The sequence below is a fragment of the Halomonas sp. ND22Bw genome, assembly GCF_003011945.1.
Taxonomy (GTDB): domain Bacteria; phylum Pseudomonadota; class Gammaproteobacteria; order Pseudomonadales; family Halomonadaceae; genus Halomonas; species Halomonas halophila.
Window position 1 is genome coordinate 157041 of sequence record NZ_PXWD01000006.1, and the last position, 15838, is coordinate 172878.

Consider the following 15838-nt stretch of genomic DNA (forward strand, 5'->3'; position numbering starts at 1 on the left):
GGTGTACGGCGCCGGGCGAAGCGAATCCGGTCTCGCTGGGCGCCTTAAATGTAGTATGGATACAAAAATCATTTTTTGCCAAGGGGTTCGTCGCCGTAAGATAAGAATCGAACGCTTCGCTCTTCCTAATGCCGCGTCATTGAAGAGAAAAAATATTGGGGTGTTTTTCGAGACGGTAGATGAATGGTGTTTGGTGACAGTGGCCATCTTTTGTCGGCTCGAAAGGGTCCGGGGTAAGTGTCAAAATATGCCCAGGACGCCTAAGCACTTGATGGGCAGAGGATGACGGCGCCCATCGAGTGCGAGGATGGCGTTGCGGGGCGATGACTTCAGGGAGGAGCGGGTGCTGGCGAACGCAGGCAGTTTCAAGCAGCAACAGGAGGGGCGCGCCCCTCGCTATGCCATGATCGAGGCATCCTTGCGCGAGGCCATGCGGGCCCGGCGTCTGCCGGCCAACATGATCCTGCTCGAGGGCCCCATCGCACGGCTGTTCGGCACCAGTCGCGGTCCGGTGCGCAAGGCGCTGGAGCTGCTGCACGAGCAGGGGCTGATCAGTCGCTTCGAGGGGCGGGGCTTCCTCGCGACCTCGGACCCCGACGCGGTGACGCCGACCCGTGAGCCGCTGACGCCCGAAATGCTGGGGCTCGACACCGGCGAGCGTCCGGCCGTAGACACCCGGCCGGCGGCGGAGCGCATCTATGCGCAGGTCGAGGAGGCCGTGGCCACCTGCCTGGCCTTCGGCCATTTTCGCATCGTCGAGACGGTGCTCAGCGAGCACTACGGCGTCAGTCGCACCGTGGCCAGAGAAGTGCTGGGCCGCCTGCGCAATCAGCGGCTGATCGAGAAGGACCGCCATTCCCACTGGCTGGCCGGGCCGCTGACGGCCCAGGCGGTGGCCGAGGACTACGAGATCCGCGTGCTGCTCGAGCCGGCGGCCTTGAGGGCGTCCGGGCCGCTGCTGGAGCATGCCGAGCTCGAGGCGATGCGCGCCGAGGTCCAGCACCTGATCGATCACCCCGAATGCCAGAGCGCCGCGGCCATCCTCAGGCTGGAGCAGGATCTGCACCAGCGTTGCCTGCGCCACTACCGCAATCGCAAGGCCCGCGAGATGATCGCCCAGAGTCAGCTGCCGGTGATCGTCAATCGCATCTTCTTCCAGACGCTCGGGGTGCCGCCGGACGAGCCGCTGCTGATGGAGCACAAGCTGGTGCTCGACCACCTGTCGTTCGGCGCCTTCGATGCCGCGGCGTCCAGTCTTCAGTCGCATCTCCAGGCCGCCGCCGAGCGCACCCGGCGCCGGCTGAAGGTGCTGTCGGTCTTTCCCGAGCCGGACCTGCCGCCCTACCTGGTGAAGATCACCTGAGGCGACGCCGCGCCTGACCTGTCGGGCGGCGCCCCGCTGGGCGGGTCCCGTCTTTTTGCTTCCGGCGTCTTGCCAATCGCTGTCCGGCCGGGCTTCCGTCGTCTCGCTCACTCCTCCCGTTCTCTACTCCCACCCTCTCGTCTGGGCTGCCATGCCGTCGTCTGCGGCCGTTCTTGGCGGCCTGGTCTTCCTTCGTTCGCCCGACGGACCGGCCCCGGGGTCGTCCGGCATGGCGCCCATGCCGGTCTTCATGTGCGCCGCTAAAAATGACGTTTGTATCGGGCCGGCAGAATATCGGTATCTGTCGCCAAAAGACGTCGATGAGATTTTTTGGTTATTAGTATCGACTTTTACATAAATATCAGTGTTTTTTCCTGCTCTTGAGGCTTATATGGTGTTTTGGCGTCTAGTTGAGGCGCAAAAGTGGGCATCGTGTTGCCGGTCAGGTCGTCGGGGCATGTGTTGACAAAAATGACCTTTGTATCCAGTCTTCAAAATGATGCGGGGGCGGACGATCGCCGTCGCCTGCCGCAAGCACACCAGGACCAAGACCCAATAACGAGGTGTTCGAAGATGGCGAAGAAAGAGATTCTCTGTGCATTTGGTGTCGATGTGGATGCCGTCGCCGGCTGGCTCGGCTCGTACGGCGGCGAGGATTCCCCCGATGACATCTCCCGCGGCCTGTTCGCCGGCGAGGTCGGTGCGCCGCGCCTGCTCAAGCTGTTCGAGCGCTACAACCTCAAGACCACCTGGTTCATCCCCGGCCACAGCATCGAGACCTTTCCGGAGCAGATGAAGGCCGTGGTCGATGCCGGTCATGAAGTCGGCGTTCACGGATACAGCCACGAGAACCCCATCGCCATGACCCGCGAGCAGGAGCGGGACGTGCTCGACCGCAGCATCGAGCTGGTGACCGAGCTGTCCGGCAAGCGCCCGACCGGCTACGTGGCGCCGTGGTGGGAGTTCAGCCCGGTGACCAACGAGCTGCTGCTCGAGCGGGGCATCAAGTACGACCACAGCCTGATGCACAACGACTTCCACCCCTACTACGTGCGCGTCGGCGACTCCTGGACCAAGATCGACTACTCCAAGCCCGCCGAGGAGTGGATGAAGCCGCTGGAGCGGGGCGAGGAGACCGACCTGATCGAGATCCCGGCCAACTGGTACCTCGACGACCTGCCGCCGATGATGTTCATCAAGAAGGCCCCCAACAGCCACGGCTTCGTCAGCCCGCGCCATCTCGGCGAGATGTGGCAGGACCAGTTCGACTGGGTCTACCGCGAAAATGACTATGCCGTCTTTACCATGACCATCCACCCGGATGTCTGCGGCCGCCCGCAGAACCTGATGATGCTCGAGCGCCTGATCGAGTACATGCAGAGCCATGAAGGCGTGCGCTTCTGCACCTTCGACGAGATCGCCGACGACTTCGCCGAGCGCCAGCCGCGCGACTGATCGCGGACCCGCCTGACACCACGACACAACGACAAACGATAAGAAGAGGGTGACGTCGATGACCGAGCCAACCTCCCGCGGGCCCGACGAGGCCCGCTCAAGCGCAGACGAGCCATGGAATGCCGTCATCACCAAGAAACAGATTGGCTATGCCTCGCTGGTCTGCTTCATCGCCTGGGTGGCGTCGGTCTACGACTACACCCTGTTCGGCACCCTGCTGCCGGTGATCGCCGATGATTTCGGGTGGAGCACCGCCAAGGCCACGGCCGTCAACACCTGGGCCACCATCGGGGTGTTCGTCGTCTCGCTGGTGGTCGGCACCATGCTCGACCGCTACGGGCGCAAGAAGACGCTGATCCTGCTGGTGATCGGCGGGGCCATGAGCTCCGGCCTGTCGGGGATCGCTATCGGCGCGGCCTCCATGGTGCTGATCCGTGCCTTCTCCGGCTTCGCGGTCTCCGAGGAGGTGGTCAACGCCGTCTACCTCAACGAGATCTACAAGAAGGCCAAGGGGCGCGGCTTCATGTACAGCCTGGTACAGAGCGGCTGGCCGGTCGGCGCGCTGCTGGCCGCCGGCATGACCTCGCTGCTGCTGCCCGTGATGGGCTGGCGCGGCAGCTTCTTCGTCGCCGCCTGTGCCTCGATCATCGTCATCGTGATGGCGCTCAAGCTGCCCGAGTCGCCGGTCTTCGCGGCGATGAAGGAGATCGAGCGTCGCCGCAAGGCGGGTGACGCCGAGGGCGCCGCAAGTCTCGCCGCCGAGCATGACGTCGAGATCAACACCGGTAACAACCAGGGCCTCAAGGGCGTGTTCACGCCGGAGCTGCGTTGCCACACCATCTCGCTGTCGCTGGTCTGGCTGTTCAGCTGGATGGCGATCCAGGTCTTCGCGGTGCTCGGCACCACGGTGCTGGTGGAGGCCAAGGGCGTCAGCTTCGAGAGCTCGCTGTACGTGCTGATCCTGGCCAACGCGGTCGGCTTCGGCGGCTATCTGACCCACGGCTGGTTGGGCGATCGCATCGGTCGGCGCAGCACCGTGCTGATGGGCTTCCTGCTCGGCGGCATCGCCAGCCTGCTGATGCTGCTCGGCCCGGCCAGCGACGGTTTCGTCTACGTGATGTACGCCATCACCCTGTTCTTCCTGCTGGGGCCGTTCGCCGCGATCCTGTTCTACATGGGCGAGTCCTTCCCGGCCCACGTGCGTGGCACCGGGGCCAACGTGGCCCACGTCATGGCGCCGGTCGGCGCGATCATCGGCTCCGGGCTGGTATCGGTGCTGCTGTCGCTCGGCGTCACCATGACCTGGGCGGCGATCCTGGCCGGCTCCCTGCCGCTGTTGCTCAGCGGTCTGCTGATGTTCGGCACCCGCAAGGTCGATCTCCATGAACAGAACGCCTTCGAGGAGGCTGCAGCATGAGCCATCTGACACGAGACGACGGCCTGGCGGGCAAGGTCGCGATCATCTCCGGTGCCGCCAGCGGCATCGGTCAGGCCCTGGCGGTCAGCTACGCCAAGGCCGGCGTCAAGGTGGTGGCCGGCTACTATCCCGGCGATCCCCATGACGTCGCGACCACCGTCGAGGCGGTGAAGGAAGCCGGCGGCGAGTGCGTCGCCGTGGCGGTGGACGTGCGCGACGGCACCCAGTGCGATGCGCTGGCCCAGGCGGCCATCGAGGCCTTCGGCGGGCTTCACATCGCCGTGGCCGCGGCCGGCATCCTGCGCCAGTCGCCGCTGGAAGAACTCGTCGACGAGGACTGGAACGACATGCTGTCGGTGGACCTCACCGGCGTGATGCGCCTGTTCCGCAGCGCCTCCCGGGCGATGACCGGGCCGGGGTCGATGGTGGCCGTGTCCTCCATCGCCGGCGGCGTCTACGGCTGGGACGACCATGCCCACTACGCGGCGGCCAAGAGCGGCCTGGTGGGGCTGGTCAAGTCGCTGGCGGTGGAGCTCGCGCCTCGCGGCATCCGCGTCAACACCCTGATCCCGGGGCTGATCGAGACGCCGCAGTCGCTCGACCCTGTCAACTCGCTGGGGCCCGACGGCCTGGCGGCGGCCGGCGAGAAGATTCCCGCCGGGCGGGTGGGGCGCGCCGAGGAGGTCGCTCGCACCGTGCGCTTCCTCACCAGCGACGACGCGTCCTATGTGACCGGCCAGCAGCTGATCGTCGACGGCGGCCTGACCGTCCGCTGGCCGAGCTGACGGGGAGGGAGCCTCGGCTCCCTGCTTTTGGAGACTTCAATGAGCAAACTAGACAGCAAGGTCGCCCTGATCATCGGCGCCGCCAGCGGCATCGGCCAGGCGATCGCGACACTGTTTCAGGCCGAAGGCGCGACGCTGGCCCTGGCCGATCTTGACCGGGACGCCTGTGCCGGCCTGTGCGGGGCCCAGGACTCGGCCCACCGCGTCGACGTCAGCTCCGCCGAATCGGTACGGGCCCTGGTGAACGCGGTGGTCGAGCGTCACGGGCGGATCGACGTGCTGGTCAACAGCGCGGGCATCCTCAACGAGTGCCCGATCACCGAGATGTCGCCGGAGATCTTCGATCAGATGATCGCCGTCAACCTGCGTGGCGTATACCTGGCCTGTCATTACGTGGCACCGCTGATGGTGGAACAGCGCGCGGGGCGGATCATCAACATCGCCTCCCAGCTCGCCCACAAGGGCGGCATCGGCATGGCGCACTACAGCGCGGCCAAGGCCGGCATACTGGGGCTGACCAAGTCCATGGCGCGGGAGCTGGCCGAGTACAACGTGCTGACCAATGCCATCGCGCCGGGGCCGATCAGCACGCCGCTGCTGGGCGACGTCAGCCGCGAATGGATCGGCGAGAAGGAGGCCGAGCTGCCGCTGGGACGCTTCGGCAGGGCGGAAGAAGTGGCGCCGACGGCGCTGCTGCTGGCGGCCTCGCCGGACGGCGACTTGTACCTGGGGCAGGCCCTCGGCCCCAACAGCGGTGACGTTATGTAGTCGTGCTCGCGGCTTCATCGCGTCAGCGCAGGCAGCGTCAGCATGAAAAAAGGGGCCCCTCGGGGCCCCTTCGCCGTTTTCCGGCGGTTTTTTCGAGCGGCTTACTGTGCGGTGATGGTGGCCGTCACCAGGTTGCCGTCGATCTTGATCGGCCCATCTTCCGAGGCGCCGAGGGTGTATTCGAAGATACCGGTTTCCATGCCGCCTTCCTCGCCGTGGACCATCAGCATCAGTTGGTCCCCGGCGCTGACATCCTCGGTGAGGATCGCGGTGACGTCCATGTTCTCGCCTTCCTTGAGCGGGGCATGGCCGACCACCGGGCCCGGTTTCATGCTGTCATCGGTGCGGTGCACCACCAGCCAGCCGTTGCTGCCCGCCATGACCTTTTCCGCGGTGACCGTGCCGCCGGCAACGGACTGGTCATCGGCCCAGACTTCCGGATGCATGTCGCCGTGCATTTCTGCCTGGGCCAGGGAAGCGCCGGTGAGCAGAGCGGCGGATACGAATGCGCTTGCCATGAACTTGGTCATCATCATTCTCTCCTTGAGTTCCGAGCACGCCCCATCGAAGCAAAGGGATTGGGATGGGCGTGCTCGCAGTTACGAGAGAAGCGCGGCGGCGGTTTCACCCCGGGACGAAAAAAATCACAGCCGCTGCGACGAGGCGTCCTGACCGGTGGGGTAGAGGTAGCCGTGGATCGCCGGGCCGGTCGGCTGGCCGGTGGGCGAGCCGCCGGGCGGCTCGATGCTGATGCCGAAGGTGGCGCGCTTGAGCAGATCGGGAGAAAAGTCGCTCAGGGCATCGGTCGGCAGGCTCAGGTCGTCGTTGAGCACCCCCACCGAGCGCGGGTTCGGCCCCAGCGAGGCGTCCTTGATCCACAGCTGATAGGCGCGGTCCGGCAGCGGCTCGGCGGTGACCGGCCGCACGTTCAGGCGGCGGCTGTCGAGGTCCACGGAGAGCATGAAGGCGGGCTGCTGGTCGTCCTGCTGGAACACCGCCACGAAGGGCGAGTCGCTCGGCCCCCGGTCGACGGGGACGATCAGCACCGCGGCCAGCACCAGCGCCGCAGCGGAGGCGAGCCCGGTGCTCCAGCGCCAGAAGCGCAGCCGGCGGCGCAGGGCATCGAGCTGGGAGACCTTGCCCTCATGCTCGCCGGTGCCCGGGGTGGCTTCCAGCGCCTCGATCCGCCGCTCGATCCTCGCCAGCAGGTCCGGCCCCGGTGACACCGCGGCGATCTCGTCGCCGAGGGGCGCGAGGCGGGCCTCCCACTCGAGGATGCGGGCGTCCAGCTCGGGCTCGGCCTGGCGGCGCCTCGCCACCATGGCGCGCTCGTCGGCGTCCAGGGTGCCGAGCACGAACTCGGCGGCCAGCATGTCGATGTCGTCGCGATCTGTCATGACGCCAGACACCCCTTGAGTTGCTTGAGGGCTCGATGGAGCCAGGTCTTGACGGTGTTCACCGGCTGCTCGAAATGGGCGGCCAGGTCGGCCCGGGACCAGCCATCCAGATAGGCCAGACGCACCATGTCACGGCGGCTGCCCTCCAGCTCGGCCAGGCAGGCATGCAGGCGGCGGGCGTTCTCGTCGCGCTCCGCGTGCTCCCGGGCGCCGGGGGCGTCGGAGGGCGTCTGATCCAGGGCGTCGTCCGATTCATGGGGCGCCCGGGGCCGTCGGCGCAGCTCGTCGATGGCGGCGTGCCGGGCGATGCTCGCCATCCAGGCGATCGCCGAGGCCCGGCCGGCGTCGAACTGCTCGGCCTTCTGCCAGATGGTGACGTAGACCTCCTGCACGACGTCGTCCGTGCGGCCGCGCTCTTTCAGGATACGCAGCACGGTGCCGTAGAGTTTCGCCGAGGTGGCGTCATAGAGTTCGGCGAAGGCCTGTCGGTCGCGCTGCGTCACGCGCTGGAGCAGGTCGTGCAGGCGATCACTGGACATTCCACATTCCCTGTTTGATGTCGGCGAGGGGCGTCTTGCCAAGGCAGACTGCCGCCTCGACGTCGTGGCGGTCAAGATGGCGCCTTTCCACGCTGCGCCCGGGCGTCAGGCGAAGGTGGCCAGGACTTCCACCAGGCCGAAGGCGGTGACGCCGGCGACCACCGGCCAGCCCAGCGAGCGCAGCCGATACCACACGCCCAGGGTCGCCAGCACGCCGATCGCGGTAGCCAGCCAGGCGAGCGGGCCGGGAACGGCAGGGACCAGCGACACGCCGAGCACGGCGGCGACCATCATCGGGCCGAGCAGCGCGAGCCACTGGGGCATGGCCTGGATGCCGTCCTCGCCGTCGAGGCGTCTGAGTCGCCGCTGCATCCACAGCAGCGGCAGCAGGCGAATCAGCAGGGTGCCGAGGGCCGAGGCCAGCAGGGCCAGCCAGAGGGCGCTATTCATGGGGCATCTCCGGGCGCGATGTGAAGCGGACCAGGGTGAAGCACAGGGCGCCGCAGCCGGCAGCGACGGGGATGCCGATATTGGTGTAGCCGGCCAGGGTGCAGAGCATCGCCACGGCGATGCTGACGGTGAGCGCCAGGCTCCAGCGCTTCGAGGTGAAGCGCGGCGCCACCAGCACCAGGAACAGCGCCGGCAGGGCGAAGGGCAGGATCTCGCCCAGCAGCGGCCAGCGCGCCATCAGCCAGTCGCCGGCCAGGGCGCCGAGCACGGTGCCGAGGATCCAGCTGGCCCAGGCCAGCAGCGCGGCGCCGGTGAACCAGCCGAGGCGCTGCGATTCCGGCAGCTGCGGGAAGCGGTGCTGGGCCAGGGCGAAGACCTGATCGGTCAGGCCGTGCATCAGCACGGGCCACCAGCGGTTGCGGTCCATCCAGGGGGCCAGATTGGGGCCGTAGACCGCGTGCCGCACGTTGATCAGCAGCGTCATGGCCACCGCCAGCCACAGCGGCGCGCCCCCGGCGATCATGCCGACGAACAGGAACTGCGAGGCGCCGGCATAGACCAGCGTCGAGATCAGCGTCGCCTCCCAGGGCGTGAAGCCTGCCTGCACGGCGATCAGCCCGAAGGAGATCGCCACCGGCACATAGCCGCCGAGCAGCGGAAAGGCCTCGCGCACGCCGGACAGCCAGGCGCGAGAGGGCGCCGAGGTCACTTGATCGATCATGACGTCTCCCTCTCGGCGTAGACGATGGTCAGGATCAGCGTCGCCCACTGCTCGCCGGTGCGATAGCGGTGGGGGCGGTCGGCGCTGAAGGCGAGGGTGTCGCCGGCGTGCAGCGTGCGCAGGTCGTCCTCGGGGCCGGCGTCGAGCTCGCCGCTGAGCACGGTGAGCGATTCCGTGGCGCCCGGGGTGTGCCCCTCGGCATGGCGATCGGTATGGGGCGCGCAGCGCATCCAGTAGGCGTCGACCTGGCGGCTCCCCTGGTCCTGGTCGATCAGCCGCACCTGCACGCCGTCCTCCCCGAGGGGCACGGTGATCGGCGCCACCAGGGTGCCGAAGGGCACGTTCAGCTGCACCGCCAGGCGCCAGATGGTGTCCAGCGTGGGATTCCCGTTGCCCTGCTCGAGGCGCGACAGGTTCGACTTGGCGATGCCGGCGGCGGCGGCCAGCTGCGACAGCGACAGTCCGCGTTCCTGGCGCAGGCGCTGAAGGTGCTGGCCCAGGGTGCCGAGGGCGAGGTGGTCCATGAGGTCTCCCGGCGTGAGGTGGCGTCCAAGAAGTGTTCGATATAAAGAACGTTCTATAAAAGGAACAGGTGGCTGTCAATAGCGACTGTTCAAGGCGGCCACTTGGGCCGGCGGGAGCGACGCGAGGAAAGAGGCCGGGAACGAAGCGCCCGGGAACGCCGTGAGGGCCCACGGTGACGCTAGGAAGCGAGGGTAAGTAGACGACGTCGAGAGACGCTGCGGTGAGTGGAGGAGAAGAAGGGGAAGAGGGGAAGAGGAAAGGGGATAAAGAAAAAAGGAACCCGGCCGCCGCAGCGGCCGGGCAGACGAGATTCAGGCCTCGTCGGTCCTGCCGTCGGCGCGGCAGGCCGCGGCGGTGAACAGCACGTCGGTGGAGGAGTTCAGCGCGGTCTCGGTGGAGTCCTGTACCACGCTGATCACGAAGCCGATCGCCACCACCTGCATGGCCACGTCGGCGGAGATGCCGAACAGGCTGGCGGCCATCGGGATCAGCAGCAGCGAGCCGCCGGCCACGCCGGACACGCCGCAGGCGGCCAGCGCTGAGACGATGCACAGCAGCAGGGCGGTGACGAAGTCGACCTGGATGCCCAGGGTGTTGGCGGCGGCCAGGGTGATCACGGTGATGGTGATGGCGGCGCCGCACATGTTGATCGTCGCGCCCAGCGGGATCGAGATCGAGTAGGTGTCGGCGTGCAGCTTCAGACGCTTGCACAGCTCCAGGTTGACCGGAATGTTGGCCGCCGAGCTGCGGGTGAAGAAGGCGGTGATGGCGCTGCCGCGCAGGCAGGTGAACACCAGCGGGTAGGGGTTGCGGCCGGTCTTCAGGAACACGATCAGCGGGTTGGTGACCAGCGCCACGAACGCCATGCAGCCGACGATCACCAGCAGCAGGCGGCCGTAGTCGAGCAGGGCATCGAGGCCGGACTCGGCCAGGGTGTTGGCGACCAGGCCGAAGATGCCCAGCGGGGCGAAGCGGATCACCGTCTGGACGATGCCGGAGACGGCATCGGACAGGTCCTGGAGCGCGGTACGGGTGGTGTCCGCGGCGCGGCGCAGCAGCAGGCCGAGACCCACGGCCCAGGCCAGGATGGCGATGAAGTTGGCCTCCATCAGCGCCTCGACAGGATTGGCCACGGCGTTGAGCAACAGGTTGCGCAGGATCTCGCTGACGCTGCCGGGAGGCGTGCCGCTGGCCGCCGGTGTGCTCAGCTCCAGGCTGGTGGGGAAGGCGAAGCTCGCCGCCACGGCCACCAGCGCCGCCACCAGGGTGCCGACGAGATAGAGCACCAGCACCGAGCGGATGTGGGTGGGCTGGCCCTGGCGGTGGTTGGCGATCGCCGCCGCCACCAGCACGAAGACCAGCACCGGCGCCACCGCCTTCAGCGCGGAGACGAAGACCTGGCCGAGCAGGGCGACCGACTGGGCGGCGTGAGGCGCAAGGGTGGCGAGCAGGACGCCGGCGACGATGCCCAGCGCGATCTGGGGGATCAGCCCCAGCCGCAGCAGCGGGCGGCCCAGGGTATTGAGGGTAGCGATCATGGGTGTCTCTTGTGGAATCACGGGGTGCATGAACGTGTCGTGCGTCCGGCTCGCCGTCACACCATGGAGATCGCGCCGCGGGGATATGGCGGCGGTCGAGGCGCTGGATGGGAGGGCCTGGCGACGCCCTGCCCGGGGTCTCCGGGCAAGCGCGCGCATTCTACCATCGCGGCGAAGCGATGGGGGTTGCGACCTTGGTTTCTCTTGAGGTCAGCAAGAAAGGATGGAATGGCAGCAGCTGGCAGAGAAATGGACTGGGCTAGCCGGTGAGTGACCGGGACTCAGGGCGTCCGAAAATGCCGGCGGGGATTGTCGTGGTAGCTCAGGGGGGACGTGGCCTCGCAGTCGAGGCAGCGGCAGGTGTCCTGCTCGAAATCCGGCTGGAACCGTTCCCAGACCGCTTCGCCACGTATCACTTCCTGGTTACTGCACTCGCACAGCAGGATACGGGTGTCGTGGGGGCCGGGAGAGTAGAGGATCTTGCTGTGTGGCGGTGCATCCATGAGTGTATTCGCGGTGGTGAAGATCGGATCGTTCATGCGGCGTGACTTCCCTCGGCGCTGTCCGTCATTGGTCATGACGTTACGCACTTTCCACGGCGGCGAATGCAGGCCTGGGGCGGTGTTGGCCGTTCGTGATGTCGCAGCGTCGCGTAGGAAAAAGCTCACGGCGTCGCAGGACGCAGGGTCGTGTCGCGCTCCTCCCGGGGCCGGTCTCGGATCGAGCGGCGGCTCATCGGGGGCGGTGTGAACAGACGGATTTTAAGTCAATTATCGGTGGCTGTCGCGCCGAGGATGTCAGGTGCGACGGATTGGCTCAGCCGCCCCGCGGGGCCAGCAGGATGATGCCGGCGCCGGCCAGGCACAGCGCGGCGCCGAGCAGGTCCCAGCGATCGGGCAGGCGATGCTCCACCGCCCACAGCCAGGCGAGCGAGGCGACGATATAGACGCCGCCGTAGGCGGCATAGGCGCGGCCGGCAACGTCGGCCGAGGAGAGGCTGAGCAGCCAGGCAAACAGCACCAGGCTGCCCAGGCCCGGCAGCAGCCACAGCGCCGAGGCGCCCTGCCGCCACCAGGCCCAGACGCTGAAGCAGCCGGCGATCTCGGCCAGGGCGGCGGCCACGTAGACCGGCAGCGTCAGCATGACGCCGCCGGGGCGGGGGAGGTCGGCAGGGAAGATCGCGCGGCGATCACGCGGTCAGGCGCGCCTCGACGGCGTCGAGGAAGCCGTGCATGTCGACCACGGTCTCGCCGGCCGGATCGGTGGTCTTGCCCTTGAGGTCGCCGGTGACGATGCCGTCGCCGATGGTGTCGATCAGCGCCGCCTTGAGGCGGGTGGCGTAGTCGATGAGCGCCGCGTTGCCCTCGCGCTCGGCCAGGGTCTCCAGGGCGTTGCCCACGGCATAGATCAGCGCGGAGGAGTTGAAGTGCGCCTCCTGGCCGTCGCTCTCCAGGTATTTCAGGTAGAGGTCGTGGGCGGTGCCGTGGGGCGCCTCGAACAGCATGGTGCCGTTCTTGCTCTCGATGATGGAGCTGGCGGTGGCCAGGCTGCCACCGAGGGCGGCGGAGATGTCGGAGAAGATGTCGCCGTCCAGGTTCTGCGCCGGGTAGAGCGCGTTGCGGGGCGGGTCGGTGATCATCTTGATCAGCTGGCTGGAGGGCCGCATGATCATGAACGACGGCGGCGGGGTGTCATTGTGGGCCAGCTCGCGGCGAGCCTCGGTGATGACGTCGCTGAACACCTCGTCGTAGTCCATGTACTCGCGCTTGAGGCCGAAGTAGACCTCCTTGTCCTTGCGCGAGGCGTCGCGGAACACCTGCAGCACCCAGTCCTTGATCGCCTCGCGGTCGTTGGACATCAGCAGGATGGGGTCGCCCTTGTTGACGCGGCGGGCGTGCTTCTCCTCGCCGTCGACCACCACCTTGAGGATGCCGTCCTCCTCGGCGGGCAGGTTGAAGCTGCCGTACTGGTCGCCGCCACCGGCACTCATCCGCGAGATCGACACCTGGGCCTTGCGATCGGGAATGCCGTGTCGCTTGAGCTGTTCGACCAGCTTGTAGAGCTTGCGGCCGGTGTTGTTGTCCGGCACGCCCCACAGCGCGCGTTCGGGCGGGTTGGCGACCAGGCGCGCGGCCTGGGCGTCGATCAGCTCGTAGTGGTAGGCGAGCCCCAGCGATTCGGCCTCGGCCTGGTAGTGTTCGCGGTAGATCGCCTCGATGGCGGCGCGCATCACGCCGTCGTAGCCGGCGATCACGGTGTCCTTGAGGCCCAGGTAGATGTCGCGCTTCTCGTCGAGGGCGCGCCGGAAGAAACGGTGGGCCCAGGCCTTGACGTCCTCGAGGTCGTTGGTGGCCAGCAGCCAGGGGTCGCCCTTGTGGACCTCGCGGTGGTGCAGTTCGACCGGGTCGCCGCTCTCGCCCACGAACAGCAGCTTGACCACGCCGGTGGCGTCGGACAGGGCGTTGTAGCTGTCCTTGATGCCGCCGTGTTCCATGGTCTCGACCTCGATGTCGCGGCCGACCCAGGCCGGGCGCTCGACCTTGAGGTTGCGGAACTCGATGTCCTCGCGGGTGATGTTGCCGCCGATGCCCTTGCGGATGGCGCCGTTGGGCGACTTGGTGGCCAGCGGGTGCAGGGTGGCGGCGTCGAGCTCGGGGTGCTGGGCCAGCAGGGCGTCGCGCTGCTCGCGATTGACCGTCATGCCGGCGTTCTTGATCCCGACCTGGTGGCGGTTGAGCGCATCGATGGCGTCGAGGACGGCCTGGCCGTTGGTGACCAGCCGGTTCTCGGCGGTCAGGTCGATCTCGACCAGCTCGATGTCCAGCGGTCGGGTCACGAAGGTATCGATGATCTTCTCGAAGGCCACCTGGGCCATCTCGTCGCCGTGCAGGATGACCAGCGGGGCCGCCACCTGGATCTTGTCGCTCATCACTCTTCCCGTGTTCGTGCTCGTGGAGTCCACCAGCCTGGCGTCTCCGGGCGAGTTGGCCGGAAGGACGATGGCTGCCGTGCGATCAGGGTGTCATTGTACACGCAAAGTGTCGTCCTCGGGACGGCCGGTGTCGCAGCGATCGGGCCCGCCTGCCAGTCGGACCCGCCGGGCAAGCTCGCTGACGTGGGTCTCGATCACGCCGAGCTCGGCCAGTGCCGTTTCCAGGTGCAGCAGGTAGTCGCGATTGGGGCCGCTCGGCCCCTCGGCCCCGGCGATCTGGCGGGCCATGTCGTCGAGCGGCGCCGGGCCCAGGAAGGCGGCGTTGTCGGCGGTGGCCAGGTAGGTCAGCCCCATGGCGGTGGTGCCGTCCTCGAAGTGTAGCGGGGTGAGCTCGCGCAGATAGCCGTTCTTCTCGCGCACGTCGAGCGGGCGCAGGGTCTCCGGCGTGATGCGGTACGCCATCCCCAGACAGGTGGTGCCTTCCTCGGCGATCAGGGTCGCCACTCGACCCGGGGCCTCGGGCGTGCCGCGATGGTCGTGGGAGCCCTGCCAGAAGCGCCGCACCCAGTCATGGATGCGCGCCGGCCGGCGCTCCAGGTAGGGGAAGTCGGCCTTCCAGATCAGCGAGCCGTAACCGAACAGCCACAGGTCGTCGTGGTCGTCGAAGTGGGTCATGCGCCGGTTGAGCGCGGTGGTGTCGAGCGCCATGGGGGACTGTCTCGTCCTTCGTTGCCGTCGTGGGCGGCCCATGATGCGTGGCGAGGCGCGGCTTGTCGAAGTCCTCGACATGTATTCATTTCATCGTAACCTTGTGCACAAAGTGCGATGACGTAGGATTGACGATCCGACCGACAAGACCGGCCGTGAGCCGGCCCATGAGGAGAACCGACATCATGAGCTTCACTGTTTACCTGTCCGGCGAGATCCACACCGACTGGCGCGAGGAGATCCGCCGCGGCGCCGAAACCGCAGGCCTGGACGTGGCCTTCACCGCGCCGGTCACCGACCACGACGCCAGCGATGCCGCCGGCGATCACCTCGGCCCGCAGAGCGAGGGCTTCTGGCGCGATCACAAGTCGTCCAAGGTCAACGCCATCCGCACCAAGACGCTGATCGAGCAGAGCGATCTGGTGGTGGTGCGCTTCGGCGACAAGTACAAGCAGTGGAACGCGGCCTTCGACGCCGGCTACTGCGCTGCCCTGGGCAAGCCCTACGTGACCCTGCACGGCGACGATATCGTTCACCCGCTCAAGGAAGTGGACGCCGCCGCCATGGCCTGGGCGACCACCCCGGCCGAGGTGGTCGAGATCCTGCGCTACGTTCTGCGCGGCTGATTCCGCGGCCGTCACCGAGGAGAAGCGATGGAAGCGCTATGGATGTGGCCGGCCACCGGCTTCGGCCTCGGCCTGTCGCCCTGGGCGTCGGGTACCGTCGGCTCGCTGCTGGCGCTGCCGCTGGCCTGGTGGCTGATGGGCCGCTCGCGTCGCTGCCGGCTGGGGCTGGCCGCCGCGCTGCTGGTGGCGGCGATGCCGATGTGCCAGCTGGCCTCCGACACCCTGGGCGGCAAGGACGACGGGCGCATCGTGCTCGACGAGATCGTCGCCTTCCCGGTGGCGATGCTCGGGCAGGCCGCGCCTCGCCATCCGCTGACCCTGGCAGGCACCTTCGTGGCCTTCCGGCTGTTCGATGCCACCAAGCCGCCGCCGGTGAGCCAGGTGGAGGCGATGCCCGGGGGAATCGGCATCGTGCTCGATGACCTGGTGGCGGCGTTCTACGCCTGGGCGCTGATGGGGCTCGTCTCCCCCGTCGCTGCGCGGTGGTGGCGGCGCGGGCGCGGCGAGGCCGGGCGATGAGCGGTATCGCAGGTGTCACGACAGAACGGCCGCGGCACCCTGTCGCGGTGGCTGTCGTCCCCGGCCATCCGGGCTATCATGAGGGCCTTTGTTCC

The 15838-nt window shown here is 67.6% G+C and carries 18 protein-coding genes; 7 read left to right on the top strand and 11 right to left on the bottom strand.

Annotated features, from left to right (window positions below; translation table 11 throughout):
- Positions 1-343: 343 nt before the first annotated feature.
- The 5 genes from CVH10_RS09900 to CVH10_RS09920 all read left to right on the top strand — a co-directional run bounded on the left by CVH10_RS09900 (position 344) and on the right by CVH10_RS09920 (position 5788).
- On the top strand, positions 344-1363 hold the full coding sequence (locus CVH10_RS09900) for a GntR family transcriptional regulator (protein WP_219924696.1): 1020 nt from the start codon (positions 344-346) through the stop codon (positions 1361-1363).
- A 573-nt stretch (positions 1364-1936) separates the two neighbouring features.
- The gene (locus tag CVH10_RS09905) at positions 1937-2818 is read left to right on the top strand and encodes a polysaccharide deacetylase (protein ID WP_106488565.1); all 882 of its coding nucleotides are present in this window, start codon (positions 1937-1939) and stop codon (positions 2816-2818) included.
- 58 nt (positions 2819-2876) lie between these two features.
- A complete protein-coding gene (locus tag CVH10_RS09910; RefSeq protein ID WP_106488566.1) occupies positions 2877-4235 on the top strand; it encodes an MFS transporter in 1359 nt (452 codons plus the stop codon).
- Positions 4232-5020, top strand: coding sequence for an SDR family NAD(P)-dependent oxidoreductase (locus CVH10_RS09915; protein WP_106488567.1), 789 nt, complete (start codon positions 4232-4234; stop codon positions 5018-5020). The genes CVH10_RS09910 and CVH10_RS09915 overlap by 4 nt, the downstream gene beginning before the upstream one ends.
- A 39-nt stretch (positions 5021-5059) precedes the next feature.
- Positions 5060-5788: an SDR family NAD(P)-dependent oxidoreductase gene (locus tag CVH10_RS09920; protein WP_106488568.1), complete on the top strand. Its 729-nt coding sequence runs from the start codon at positions 5060-5062 to the stop codon at positions 5786-5788.
- 101 nt (positions 5789-5889) lie between these two features.
- Here CVH10_RS09920 and CVH10_RS09925 read toward each other — a convergent pair whose 3' ends face one another.
- The 11 genes from CVH10_RS09925 to CVH10_RS09975 all read right to left on the bottom strand — a co-directional run bounded on the left by CVH10_RS09925 (position 5890) and on the right by CVH10_RS09975 (position 14598).
- Complete coding sequence (locus tag CVH10_RS09925) at positions 5890-6318, bottom strand: hypothetical protein (protein ID WP_369335772.1); 429 nt, start codon at positions 6316-6318, stop codon at positions 5890-5892.
- 114 nt (positions 6319-6432) lie between these two features.
- On the bottom strand, positions 6433-7185 hold the full coding sequence (locus tag CVH10_RS09930) for an anti-sigma factor (RefSeq protein WP_106488569.1): 753 nt from the start codon (positions 7183-7185) through the stop codon (positions 6433-6435).
- Positions 7182-7724 (bottom strand): sigma-70 family RNA polymerase sigma factor, encoded by a 543-nt coding sequence (locus tag CVH10_RS09935; protein ID WP_106488570.1) that lies wholly within the window; start codon positions 7722-7724, stop codon positions 7182-7184. The genes CVH10_RS09930 and CVH10_RS09935 overlap by 4 nt, the downstream gene beginning before the upstream one ends.
- A 105-nt stretch (positions 7725-7829) precedes the next feature.
- On the bottom strand, positions 7830-8174 hold the full coding sequence (locus CVH10_RS09940) for an AzlD domain-containing protein (RefSeq protein WP_035592890.1): 345 nt from the start codon (positions 8172-8174) through the stop codon (positions 7830-7832).
- A complete protein-coding gene (locus CVH10_RS09945; protein ID WP_106488571.1) occupies positions 8167-8895 on the bottom strand; it encodes an AzlC family ABC transporter permease in 729 nt (242 codons plus the stop codon). Before CVH10_RS09945 ends, CVH10_RS09940 begins: the two co-directional genes overlap by 8 nt.
- Entirely contained in the window at positions 8892-9419 is a 528-nt protein-coding gene (locus CVH10_RS09950; RefSeq protein ID WP_106488572.1) for a helix-turn-helix domain-containing protein, read from the bottom strand. Before CVH10_RS09950 ends, CVH10_RS09945 begins: the two co-directional genes overlap by 4 nt.
- A 312-nt stretch (positions 9420-9731) precedes the next feature.
- A complete protein-coding gene (gene sstT, locus CVH10_RS09955) occupies positions 9732-10958 on the bottom strand; it encodes a serine/threonine transporter SstT (protein ID WP_035592892.1) in 1227 nt (408 codons plus the stop codon).
- A 281-nt stretch (positions 10959-11239) separates the two neighbouring features.
- Positions 11240-11497 carry a hypothetical protein gene (locus CVH10_RS09960; protein ID WP_106488573.1) on the bottom strand — a complete coding sequence of 86 codons (258 nt, stop codon included), beginning with the start codon at positions 11495-11497 and terminating at the stop codon, positions 11240-11242.
- A gap of 277 nt (positions 11498-11774) precedes the next feature.
- Complete coding sequence (locus CVH10_RS09965) at positions 11775-12101, bottom strand: YnfA family protein (protein WP_106488574.1); 327 nt, start codon at positions 12099-12101, stop codon at positions 11775-11777.
- A 46-nt stretch (positions 12102-12147) separates the two neighbouring features.
- Positions 12148-13887 carry an isocitrate/isopropylmalate family dehydrogenase gene (locus CVH10_RS09970; RefSeq protein WP_106488575.1) on the bottom strand — a complete coding sequence of 580 codons (1740 nt, stop codon included), beginning with the start codon at positions 13885-13887 and terminating at the stop codon, positions 12148-12150.
- A 93-nt stretch (positions 13888-13980) separates the two neighbouring features.
- Positions 13981-14598, bottom strand: coding sequence for a gamma-glutamylcyclotransferase (locus CVH10_RS09975; protein ID WP_369335773.1), 618 nt, complete (start codon positions 14596-14598; stop codon positions 13981-13983).
- Between the two features lie 185 nt (positions 14599-14783).
- Here CVH10_RS09975 and CVH10_RS09980 point away from each other — a divergent pair, with 185 nt between their 5' ends.
- Positions 14784-15224 carry a YtoQ family protein gene (locus CVH10_RS09980; protein ID WP_035592895.1) on the top strand — a complete coding sequence of 147 codons (441 nt, stop codon included), beginning with the start codon at positions 14784-14786 and terminating at the stop codon, positions 15222-15224.
- A gap of 27 nt (positions 15225-15251) precedes the next feature.
- Positions 15252-15743, top strand: a complete 492-nt coding sequence (locus tag CVH10_RS09985; protein WP_035592896.1) for a phosphatidylglycerophosphatase A — start codon at positions 15252-15254, stop codon at positions 15741-15743.
- Positions 15744-15838: the final 95 nt, after the last annotated feature.